Consider the following 10,672-nt stretch of genomic DNA (forward strand, 5'->3'; position numbering starts at 1 on the left):
TCGCTGTCACCGCCGAGAGACTGGCCAGGCCAGTTGAGACTGAGCAGCAGGCGGTGAGGCCGCGCCAGCGCCAGCGCGTTTTCGATGCTGCGCGCGGACTGCGTGACGAGGTGTTTGAGCGCGGGTTGCTCCACCACATTCACGCCGGTGAGGTCGAGCATGCCGACGCATTGACCATCAGGTCCCCAGATGGGCGCACCCGCGCAGCTGTAAACGCTGGTGGCGTCGAAGAAGTGTTCACCCCGGTGCAGCCACACCGGCTGCAGTTCGGCCAGCGTGGCGCCGATGGCACTGGTCCCCACCGCGCGTTCGGACAGGTCCACACCCACTCGCGCGATGCTGGCGGCTTGTGGGTTGTGGCGGTCCACCGGGCCGTTGACGTCGATCACCAGGCCACTGGCGTCGGTGAGGATCGCGAAATAGCGCGTGTTGGCCATGGCCCGTGTGAGCGACTGGATCACCGGCGCTGCGGCCCGCAACAGCGGCTGGTTGGCGTCAATGGCGTTGCGCACCGCGCTCTGGGTCACCGCGTCAAAGGCGATGGGCTGGTGTGGGTTGAAGCCCATACCCAGGCAGCGCCGCCACGAGCGGTCGATCCACGGTGACAGCGCCGCGGGCGCGTTCGGGTCGCGCGTGTCCAGCACCGATTTGCGCGCCTGCTCGATCAGGGCCAGGCGTTGCGGGTGGGACGGCGGTGACTGCGGGTGGGAATTCACACTGGAATTAAAGCAGTGTTTGAACGCCGCAGTGCAGTGCTCAAGCGCTTGCGGGATCGGTGTTAACCCCCGCTGCAGGCTCTGGCCAGCGGCAGACCCAGCCTGTGTCGCGTGCCAGGGCGTCCACATCAGCGGGCGTGTCGAGGTCGCGCGTGTGATGCGCGTTGTCGCCTGCCCAGGACCACGTGGCTTGCGGGTGGGCAGCCCGCCATTCGCGCAGGCTGGTACCCGGGGCCGCCAGCAGGTCGGCGCGCACCGCGGCGTCAAACATGACAGGGTGGCCGGGCACGCCATCGACGGTGGGCACCAGCACCTTGCTGCCAGCAGGGCGACGCTGGAACGCGCCGAGCACGGCACCGATGTCGGCCGCATTGATCAGCGGCTGGTCGGCCAGCAGCACCATCACGGCCTGCACATCGGCATCGAGTGCGCGCAGGCCGGTGTGCAGCGAGGAAGCCGGGTCGTCTTCGGGTGCCGGGTTGACCACCTGACGCGGTGTGAGGTGCTCGGGCCAGTGCGCCAGGTGCGCCTGGATCTCGGCGGCGTGGTGGCCGAGCACCAGCACCGGCGTGTGCAGCCCCAGTCCGCGCACCGCGCACACCAGCCTCTCCAGCAGGCTCTGGCCTTGCACCTGCAGCAGACACTTGGCGCGCCCGCCCATGCGACGGCCTGCGCCCGCAGCGAGGATGAGCACACCGGTGCGCAACGGCTGTGATGCGGTGGGTGTATTCACCGGGTGGAGGCGGGTGAGAAGCAGGTCAGACCGGACGGCTCGGCGGTGCCATCGGAGAGTGCGTTCTTGGCATTGGCCACACCCATGTCGCGCGGCAGCGGCACGCCGTTTTTCACCGCCAGCACCTCGGCCATGATGCTCACCGCGATCTCGGGCGGGGTCTTGCTGCCGATGTAGATGCCGATCGGCCCGCGCAGGCGAGCGAGGCTCTCCGCCGTCTGTTCGAAGTGTTCGATCAAACGGGCGTGGCGCGCTTCGTTGTTGCGGCGCGAGCCGATGGCGCCCACGTAGAAAGCTTCAGTGTCCAGCGCTTCGAGCAGGGCGAGATCGTCGAGCTTGGGGTCGTGCGTGAGCGCGATCACACAGCTTCGGCGATCCACCTTGAAGTCGTGCACCACGTCGTCAGGCATGCCGGTCGCCAGCGCCACACCGGGCACCGACCACGAAGCACGGTACTCCTCGCGCGGGTCGCACACGGTGACCGCAAAACCACTGAAGAGCGCCATGGTGGCGAGGTACTCGGTGAGCTGGCCAGCGCCGATGAGCAGCATGCGGTATTCGGGTCCGAAGGTGTTGGCGAGCACCTCGCCGTCGTCGATCAAGGGCGAGGGCGCGGTGACCGCGCGCAACTCCACGCGGCCGCTGCCGATGTCGGTGCGGCGCTGCACCATCTGGCCATCGGCCAGGGTCTGCACCAGCGCGAGCAGCGATGCAGGGTCGGGGTTGAATTCGAGCACCAGCTCCAGCGTGCCGCCGCAGGGCAGGCCGAAGCGGTGGGCCTCGTCCGCGCTCACGCCGTAGGTCACGCGCTGCGGCGTGCTGTCGGGAATCTCGTGCGTGATGCCTGCCACGTTCGTGCTGGCCTCGGTCTGGTGGGCGCGGCTGTAGCGGTAAATCAGGTCGTCTTCGATGCAGCCGCCCGAGACCGAGCCGACCACCGCACCGCTCTCGCACAGCGCCATGATGGAGCCCACCGGGCGCGGGGACGAGCCCCAGGTTCGCACCACGGTGGCGAGCAGGGCACGCTGCCCCTGGGCGCGCCAACCGTGCAGCGTGCGCAGGACGGTGACGTCGAGGTTTTCCATGTGTGTGGGTTCCTTCAGCGCCGCGTGGCCAGGTACACCGCTGCTGCGACGAGGACGGCGATGGTACCCCACACCCAGGCCGGCAGACCGGCCTTGGCGGTGGGCTCGGGCAGGGCCACCACCTCGCCGGTGGCGGCCGGGTACCGACGTTGCAGTTCTTCGTCAAAGCGGCGGAAGAAGTCTTCTGCGAGCGACTTGGCCGCGCCGTCGATCAGGCGCTGGCCGAGCTGCGCGATCTTGCCGCCCACGGTGGAGTGCACGGTGTAGCTGAGTTCGCAGCCTCCCGCGTTGGGCGTGAGCAGCACGGCCGATTCGCCCTTGCCGAAGCCGGCCACGCCGCCCTGCGCATCGAAGCCGAGCTTGTAGGAGGCAGGCGGCACGATCTCGGACAGCACGACGCGACCGTTGAAGCGCGCGGCCACCGGACCGATCTTGATGGCCGTGCCCACCGCGTAGGTGTTCTCACCGGTGAGCTCGAACTTCTCGCAGCCCGGGATACAGGTCTTGAGGATCTCCGGGTCGTTGAGCGCTTCCCAGGCCTGTTGTTGGGTGACGGCGAGTTGCCGGGTGCCTTGCATGTCCACGTTGGAATCTCCGGTGTGTGAGGAAAAGAGGATCAGGTCCGCTGCATCAGCGCGGCCATGGAGCGCGCCAGGTCTTCCAGGCGGCTGAGGTTGTGCACGGCCAACGCGCCGTGCGCGTGCCGGTGCAGCACGGCGGCACCGCTGGCCAGGGGCTGGTAGCCGTCAAAGCGCAGCAGCGGGTTGAGCCAGAGCAGCTGGCGGCTGTGGCGCTTGAGCCATTGCAGTTCGGTGTCCAGCGCCTCGGCTTCGCCGGTGTCCAGGCCGTCGGTGATGAGCAGCACCACGGTGCGCCGGCCCACGAGCACGCGGCGGTGTTGGGTGCGCAACTCGGCCAGGGATTCACCCAGGCGCGTACCTCCCGCGAAATCGTCGATGGCGTCGTTGGCCATCGTCAGCATCTGGTCGGTGTCGCTGTGGCGGAAGGCGGTGCGCAGGTCGGTGAGATGTGTGCCAAACGCGAAGGCTGCGCGCGGTGTGCCGCGCGTGGCCTGGTGCAAAAAGGCCAGCAGGAGGCGGGCGTAGCGCTCCATCGAGCCCGAGATGTCGACCAGGATCAGCAACGGCAACGGCTGCAGGCGGCGCGTTTTCATGGGCACGTGCAGCAGCTCGCCGTCAAACCTGCGGGCCTGCTGCAGGGCGCGTGGCCAGTTGGGTCGGTGGCCGCGTGTGCCGGCGCGCTCGCGCCGTGAACGCACGGGCGGCAAGGGCAGCGGGATGTCGCGCACCAACTGCTCGATCAGGCGGAATTCGCTGGCCGACAGGCCGGCAAAATCGGCTTGGCGCAGGCGCTGCTGGTCGCTCGCGCTCATGGCCGCGTCGAACTTGAGATCGGTCTCGCCCTGGTTGGGCGTGCGTGCCTTCAGGCCGGCCACGCTCAGCGCCTCCTGCACGCGCGCCTTGCGCCGCACCGGGTGAGCCTTGGCGGCTTTGGGCAGCATCTGCGAGAGCAGTTGCTGCGCCAGTTCGGGGTTGCGAAAGAAGGCCTCGAACATCTCGCCGAACACACCCAGGTCTTGCTGGCGGCTCACCAGCACGGCCTCAAGCGCGGCGCGAAGGTCGTCTTTGCGCTCCACACCCACAGCGTGTGTGGCGGTGATGGCCAGCGCCATGCGGCTGCTGTCCACCGGCACGCCGGCCCGGCGCAGTGCTCTTCCAAAAGCGGTGATGTGGTCCGGCAGCTTGCCGCTGCGCGCGTCGCCGAGGATCATGACGAAGGCCTCAGACGGGTTCGGGTGCCAGCAGTTGGTCCAACAGGGGAAGCAGCGCCGCCACATCTTCACGCTGCTTGAACAGAATTCCAGCCGTGTCCTGAATCACCTCGGGGTCCAGCGTGAGGGTGTCCAGGGCCACCAGGGCCTTGGCCCATTCCACGCTCTCGGCGATGCCGGGGCCGCGCTGGAAGGCGTTGGAAAACGGCTGGCTGCGCAGGCGCGAGACGAAGCGCGACACCTGTTCGGTGAGCTGATTGCTCGCTTCAGGCACCTGGCTTCGCACGATGGCGAGTTCGCGCTCGCGCTCGGGGTAGTCCAGCCACTGGTAAAGGCAGCGGCGCTTCACGGCGTCATTGAGGTCGCGTGTGCGGTTGCTGGTGAGGATGGTCAGGGGCGCGGCCACCGCCGAGATGGTGCCGAGCTCGGGAATGCTCACCTGGTATTCGCCCAGGTACTCCAGCAGAAAAGCTTCGAAGGGTTCGTCGGCCCGATCGACCTCGTCGATCAGCAGCACCGCGCCGGGGGCCGGCGTCTGCAGCGCCTGCAGCAGCGGGCGACGGATCAAATAGCGCGCCTGGTAGACCTCGCGCTCGATCTCGTCGGGTGTGGCCGTGCTCTGGGCGGCGCGCATGTGCAGCAACTGCGCGGTGTGGTTCCACTCGTAGAGCGCTTCACGTTGCTCCATGCCGTCGTAACACTGCAGGCGCAAGAGCGGCCGGCCGAGCACCTTGGCCAGGGCCTTGGCCAGTTCGGTCTTGCCCACGCCGGGCTCGCCTTCGAGCAGCAGCGGTCGCTGCAGTTTCATGGCGAGGAACACGGCGGTGGCCAGCCGCCGTGGTGCGTGGTAACCCACGCCTTGCAGGGCGTGGGTCAGGCTGTCGATGGAGTCCACAGCCGGGGTGGCGGGTGACTTGCTCACGCGTTGGCCAGTGCCACCGCCACCTGCGTCTGCACCTTGATGAGGTGCGCGCGGTAGGCCTGGCTCGCGTGCAGGTCCCCGTTGATCTCGCTGGCGTCGATCACCACGGCGTTCACCGCATCGGGTGTGAAGCTCTTGTTGAGCGCTGCCTCCAGCCCCGCGTGGCGGAAGACGCCGTTGCCGGTGCCGGTAATGGCCACGCGCACGCCACCCGCCGTCTGTGCCACGAACACGCCCACCAGCGCAAAGCGCGAAGCAGGCTGGCGGAACTTGGCGTACGCCGACTTCGTGGGCACGGGGAAGCTGATCGCGGTGATCAGCTCACCGGCTTCGAGGGCTGTGGTGTAGAGGCCCTGGAAGAAGTCGTCGGCAGCGATGGTGCGGCGGTCGGTGTGCACCGTGGCGCCCAGGCCCAGCACCGCGCTGGGGTAGCAGGCGGCGGGGTCGTTGTTGGCCACCGAGCCCCCCATGGTGCCCATGGCACGCACCTGGCGGTCGCCGATACCGTCGGCCAGTGCGGCCAGCCCGGGAATGTGCTTGAGCACCTCGGCGTGGTTGGCCACTTCCTGGTGGCGGGTCATGGCGCCAATGACGACGCGCTGGCCATCGACCTTGATGCCGCGCAACTCGGTCACGTTGCCCAGGTCCACCAGGCGTTCGGGCTGCATGAGCCGCTGCTTCATCGAGGCGAGCATGGTCTGGCCACCGGCCAGGGCTTGTGCGCCGTCTGCGGTCAGGCGTTTCGCGTCGGCCAGGGTGGTGGGCTGTTCAAGGGTGAATGCGTACATGTTGTTCTCCTTATTTCGCGGCCTGGATCGCAGTCCACACGCGGTTGGGGCTGGCCGGCATGTCGAGGTCTTTTACGCCCAGCGGCGCCAAGGCGTCGAGCACCGCGTTGATCACGGCCGGTGGTGAACCGATGGCGCCGGCTTCGCCGCAGCCCTTGGTGCCAAGCGGGTTGGTGGTGCAAGGCGTGCACACATGGCCCAGGACGAAGTCGGGGAAGTCGTCGGCGCGCGGCATGGTGTAGTCCATGAACGAACCGGTGACGAGCTGGCCCGTCTCGCGGTCGTACACGCAGTGCTCCATGAGCGCCTGGCCAATGCCTTGCACCAGTCCGCCATGCACCTGACCCTCCACGATCATCGGGTTGATGATGGTGCCGAAGTCGTCCACCGCGGTGAAGCGGTCGACCCGCACCACGCCTGTGTTGGGGTCGATCTCGACTTCGCAGATGTGCGTGCCAGCCGGGAAGGTGAAGTTGGTCGGGTCGTAGAACGCGGTCTCGTTCAGGCCCGGCTCCAGCTTGTCCAGCGGGTAGTTGTGCGGCACGTAGGCGGTGAGCGCGACCTGGCCGAAGGTGACCTTCTTGTCGGTGCCCTTCACGGTGAATTCGCCGTTGGCGAAGTCCACGTCGGCGTCGCCCGTCTCCATCAGGTGGGCGGCGATCTTCTTGGCCTTGGCTTCGATCTTGTCGAGCGCCCGCATGATGGCCGCACCGCCCACCGAGATGGAGCGCGAGCCGTAGGTGCCCATGCCGAAGGGCACGCGGCCAGTGTCGCCGTGCACGATGTCGACCTGCGACGGGTCCAGCCCGAGGCGCGACGCCACCACCTGCGCAAACGTGGTCTCGTGGCCCTGGCCGTGGCTGTGCGAGCCGGTGAACACCGTCACGCTGCCGGTGGGGTGCACGCGCACTTCGCCGCACTCGAACAGACCGGCGCGCGCTCCCAGCGCACCGGCGATGTTGCTGGGCGCCAGTCCACAGGCCTCGATGTAGCTGCTGTAGCCCACACCGCGCACCAGCCCCCTGGCGGCGGACGCGGCCTTTCGCGCGGGCAGTCCGGCCATGTCGTGCAGCTCGTTCGCCTTTTGCAGGCACTGCGGGAAATCGCCCGTGTCGTATTGCAGGGCCACCGGCGTCTGGTACGGGAACTCGGTGATGAAGTTGCGCCGCCGGATCTCGTCCTGCGAGAGGCCGGTCTCCCAGGCCGCGCGGCTGACGATGCGCTCCAGCAGGTAAGTGGCCTCGGGCCGACCGGCTCCGCGGTAGGCGTCCACCGGGGCGGTGTTGGTGAACCACGCATCCACCTCCACAAACACCTGCGGCGTCTTGTACTGTCCTGCGAGCAGCGTGGCGTACAGGATGGTCGGCACGGCGGTGGAGAAGGTCGAGAGGTAGGCGCCGAGGTTGGCGTCGGTGTGCACCTTGAAGGCCAGGAAATGGCCGTCCTTGTCGAGCGCCATCTCGGCGTGGGTCACATGGTCGCGGCCATGCGCGTCGCACAGAAACGCTTCCGATCGGTCGCAGTTCCACTTGATCGCGCAGTTGAGCTTTTTGGCCGCCCAGGTCAGGCACACGTCTTCGGCATACAGGTAAATCTTGGCGCCGAAGCCACCGCCCACGTCGGGTGCGATCACGCGCACCTTGTGTTCGGGCAGGCCCATCACAAAGGCGGTGAGCAGCAGGCGCTCCACGTGCGGGTTCTGGTTCGACACGTAGAGCGTGTAGTCGTCACCGGCGCGGTTGTACGAGCCGATCACCGCGCGCGGCTCCATCGGGTTGGGCACCAGGCGGTTGTTGACCAGGTCAATCTTGGTGACGTGCGCGGCGTTGGCAAACGCAGCGTCCACCTGACTTTGGTCGCCGATGGACCACTTGTAGCAGTGGTTGCCGGGTGCAGCGTCGTGCAGCGCGGTGGCGGTGGGCTTCATCGCGTCGCGCACATCCACCACGGCTGGCAGGGCTTCGTAGTCCACCACCACGAGCTCGGCGGCGTTCTTGGCCTGCTCCAGCGTCTCGGCCACGACCATGACCACGTGGTCGCCCACGTAGCGCACTTTGCCGTGCGCCAGGATCGGGTGGGGCGGCTCCTTCATGGGCTGGCCTTGGGTGTCCGTGATGAGCCAGCCGCAGGGCAGGCCACCGATCTTGTCGGCCGCCACGTCTTCACCGTCGAAGACGCCGACCACACCGGGCGCGGCAAGAGCTGCCGACTTGTCGATGCTGATGATGCGTGCGTGCGCGTGCGGCGAGCGCACGAACACCGCCTGGCGCATGTTGGCCAGCACGATGTCGTCGGTGTACTGGCCGGCGCCGGTGAGGAAACGGTAGTCCTCCTTGCGCAGGAGGGATTCCCCGATGTGGGGGAGCTTGGCGAAGTCGATGGCACCCATGTCTCGCTCCTTATGCCTTCATGGCCACAGCACCCTGCTGCACGGCCTTGACGATGTTCTGGTAACCGGTGCAGCGGCACAGGTTGCCTTCGAGGTTTTCGCGGATTTCTGTTGCGCTGGCGTTGGGGTGGCTGTGACACAGGCTCACCGCGCTCAACACCATGCCGGGTGTGCAGAAGCCGCATTGCAGGCCGTGGCAGTCCTTGAAGGCGGCTTGCATCGGGTGCATGGTGCCGTCGGCAGCGGCCAGGCCTTCGATGGTGGTGACCTCGCTGCCGGCAGCCTGGGCCAGCAGCATGTTGCAAGACTTCACCGCGCGCCCGTCCATCAACACCGTGCATGCGCCGCACTGTGCGGTGTCGCAACCCACGTGGGTGCCGGTGAGTTTGAGGTGTTCGCGGAGGGTTTGAACCAGCAGCGTGTGGGGCGCTGCGTCGACGGTCACGGCTTTCCCGTTGACCTTCAGTTGAACCTGCATGTCTGTCTCCTGGTGTTGTGGGAAAGCGCGAGTGAAGCACGCTCGTTTGAGCGTCGAATTGAGTGATAACCCTCAATTCAATTGACCGTTTTCAATCATTCTCAATTTGAGACTTGACGCCATTCAATGGAAGGCCGATCGAGCGTTTGGATGGTCTCAATTACCTAGGATATTGGTTGCATACGTTGTCTTATGCATTTCAGTTCATGGGGCCCCTTCGTTTCCTGTGCCCCGAAACAAGCGGTCGCTTTTGCCCTGGTACCCCAGAAAAGTGCTCGGACATGGCGCACTGCGGTGTTGAAAAACGCTGTCTCAAACTGAGACTTTTTGAAGGACCGCCGTTCAGTTTCGGGTAAACCCTGAATATGAATCGCGGTCACCACCAAACAATCGTATGAAGAGGTCTGCATAAAGCACCAACGGTCAGGCCTCTACCCACACCCGGAGACACGTATGCAAAAAGTCCTACACATCAACCCCGACAAATGCACTGGCTGCCTGCAGTGCGAAATGGCGTGTTCGTTCGAGAACTACGGCACCTACGCCACGTCGAAGTCGCGCATCAAGGTTTTTGACTTCCACCACACCGGCAAGAAGGTGCCCTACACCTGCACGCAGTGCGACGAAGCCTGGTGCCTGCACGCCTGCCCGGTGGAAGCCATCACGGTGGACAAGATGACCGGCGCCAAGGTGGTGAACGAGACCACCTGCGTGGGTTGCAAGGTCTGCACCATCGCCTGCCCCTTCGGCACCATCAACTACGTCCAGGAAACCGGCAAGGTCCAGAAGTGCGACCTGTGCGGTGGCGAGCCGGCCTGCGCCGAAGCCTGCCCGACCGCAGCGATCACGTTCATCGATGCCAACTGGACCGGCATGGACAAGATGAAGCAGTGGGCCGACAAGCTGGGCAACCAACCCTCTGCAGCCTGACGCCTTGCGCGACCCCAACTGATCAACTGAAGGAGCATCAACATGTCATGGGCTGGAAAAATCCTCCGCGTCAACCTGACCGCGGGCACCGTGAAATCCGAACCGCTCAACACCGAGTGGGCACGTGCCTACATCGGCTCTCGCGGCCTGGGCAGCAAGTACCTGGTGAGCGAGGTCGACCCCAAGGTCGATCCGCTGGCGCCTGAGAACAAGATCATCTGGGCCACCGGTCCGTTGACCGGCACGATGGCCTCCACCGGGGGTCGTTACACCGTCATCACCAAGAGCCCGCTGACCGGCGCCATCGCCTGCTCGAACTCGGGCGGCTACTGGGGTGCCGAGCTCAAGATGGCCGGCTGGGACATGATCATCTTCGAGGGCAAGAGCCCCAAACCGGTCTACCTCTACATCAACGACGACGATGTTGAACTGCGCGACGCAAGCCACCTCTGGGGCCAGAGCGTGTGGAAAACCGAAGAAGCCCTCAAGTCGAGCCTGCAGGACCCGCTGGTGCGCGTGTCGAGCATCGGCAAGGCCGGTGAAAACGGCGTGCTGTACGCCGCCGTGGTGAACGACCTGCACCGCGCGGCTGGCCGCTCGGGCGTGGGCACCGTGATGGGCAGCAAGAACCTCAAGGCCATTGCCGTGCGCGGTACCAAGGGCGTGGGCAACATCCGCGACCCCAAGGCCTTCATGAAAACCACCTTCGAGAAGAAGAAAATCCTGGCCGAGAACGCCGTGACGGGCCAGGGCCTGCCGGCTTACGGCACACAGGTGCTCATGAACGTGATCAACGAGATCGGCGCGCTGCCCACCCGCAACCACCGCGACGTGCAGTT

The 10,672-nt window shown here is 66.2% G+C and carries 11 protein-coding genes; 2 read left to right on the forward strand and 9 right to left on the reverse strand.

Translation table 11 applies throughout. The annotated features are described in order from the left end of the window. The 9 genes from Q0C59_RS16090 to Q0C59_RS16130 form a co-directional block, all read right to left on the reverse strand. The coding region (locus tag Q0C59_RS16090; RefSeq protein WP_366518872.1) for a GAF domain-containing protein at positions 1 to 716 on the reverse strand (716 nt) is incomplete at its 3' end. Between the two features lie 40 nt (positions 717 to 756). After that, complete coding sequence (locus Q0C59_RS16095; RefSeq protein ID WP_291217349.1) at positions 757 to 1,449, reverse strand: nucleotidyltransferase family protein; 693 nt, start codon at positions 1,447 to 1,449, stop codon at positions 757 to 759. Then, entirely contained in the window at positions 1,446 to 2,534 is a 1,089-nt protein-coding gene (locus Q0C59_RS16100) for an XdhC family protein (RefSeq protein WP_291217352.1), read from the reverse strand. The genes Q0C59_RS16095 and Q0C59_RS16100 overlap by 4 nt, the downstream gene beginning before the upstream one ends. A gap of 14 nt (positions 2,535 to 2,548) precedes the next feature. Continuing rightward, positions 2,549 to 3,118 carry a CoxG family protein gene (locus Q0C59_RS16105; protein ID WP_291217354.1) on the reverse strand — a complete coding sequence of 190 codons (570 nt, stop codon included), beginning with the start codon at positions 3,116 to 3,118 and terminating at the stop codon, positions 2,549 to 2,551. Between the two features lie 32 nt (positions 3,119 to 3,150). After that, positions 3,151 to 4,326 carry a VWA domain-containing protein gene (locus Q0C59_RS16110; protein WP_291217356.1) on the reverse strand — a complete coding sequence of 392 codons (1,176 nt, stop codon included), beginning with the start codon at positions 4,324 to 4,326 and terminating at the stop codon, positions 3,151 to 3,153. A 10-nt stretch (positions 4,327 to 4,336) separates the two neighbouring features. Beyond that, entirely contained in the window at positions 4,337 to 5,248 is a 912-nt protein-coding gene (locus tag Q0C59_RS16115; protein ID WP_291217358.1) for a MoxR family ATPase, read from the reverse strand. Then, positions 5,245 to 6,036: a xanthine dehydrogenase family protein subunit M gene (locus Q0C59_RS16120; protein ID WP_291217360.1), complete on the reverse strand. Its 792-nt coding sequence runs from the start codon at positions 6,034 to 6,036 to the stop codon at positions 5,245 to 5,247. Before Q0C59_RS16120 ends, Q0C59_RS16115 begins: the two co-directional genes overlap by 4 nt. Before the next feature lie 10 nt (positions 6,037 to 6,046). Continuing rightward, complete coding sequence (locus Q0C59_RS16125) at positions 6,047 to 8,425, reverse strand: xanthine dehydrogenase family protein molybdopterin-binding subunit (protein ID WP_291217363.1); 2,379 nt, start codon at positions 8,423 to 8,425, stop codon at positions 6,047 to 6,049. Positions 8,426 to 8,435: 10 nt separating this feature from the next. Then, complete coding sequence (locus Q0C59_RS16130) at positions 8,436 to 8,903, reverse strand: (2Fe-2S)-binding protein (RefSeq protein ID WP_291217365.1); 468 nt, start codon at positions 8,901 to 8,903, stop codon at positions 8,436 to 8,438. Between the two features lie 453 nt (positions 8,904 to 9,356). Here Q0C59_RS16130 and Q0C59_RS16135 point away from each other — a divergent pair, with 453 nt between their 5' ends. Next, a complete protein-coding gene (locus tag Q0C59_RS16135) occupies positions 9,357 to 9,833 on the forward strand; it encodes a 4Fe-4S dicluster domain-containing protein (RefSeq protein WP_056275763.1) in 477 nt (158 codons plus the stop codon). Positions 9,834 to 9,875: 42 nt separating this feature from the next. Next, on the forward strand, positions 9,876 to 10,672 hold a 797-nt coding region (locus Q0C59_RS16140), incomplete at its 3' end, for an aldehyde ferredoxin oxidoreductase N-terminal domain-containing protein (protein WP_291217367.1).

This window comes from Hydrogenophaga sp. (genome assembly GCF_022844385.1).
Taxonomy (GTDB): domain Bacteria; phylum Pseudomonadota; class Gammaproteobacteria; order Burkholderiales; family Burkholderiaceae_C; genus Hydrogenophaga.

What these genes read in the sequence shown, in the direction of transcription:
- Q0C59_RS16110 (WP_291217356.1), bottom strand. Translation starts at nt 4,326, where the DNA reads ATGATCCTCGGCGACGCGCGCAGCGGCAAGCTGCCGGACCACATCACC.
- Q0C59_RS16125 (WP_291217363.1), bottom strand. Translation starts at nt 8,425, where the DNA reads ATGGGTGCCATCGACTTCGCCAAGCTCCCCCACATCGGGGAATCCCTC.
- Q0C59_RS16100 (WP_291217352.1), bottom strand. Translation starts at nt 2,534, where the DNA reads ATGGAAAACCTCGACGTCACCGTCCTGCGCACGCTGCACGGTTGGCGC.
- Q0C59_RS16130 (WP_291217365.1), bottom strand. Translation starts at nt 8,903, where the DNA reads ATGCAGGTTCAACTGAAGGTCAACGGGAAAGCCGTGACCGTCGACGCA.
- Q0C59_RS16135 (WP_056275763.1), top strand. Translation starts at nt 9,357, where the DNA reads ATGCAAAAAGTCCTACACATCAACCCCGACAAATGCACTGGCTGCCTG.
- Q0C59_RS16120 (WP_291217360.1), bottom strand. Translation starts at nt 6,036, where the DNA reads ATGTACGCATTCACCCTTGAACAGCCCACCACCCTGGCCGACGCGAAA.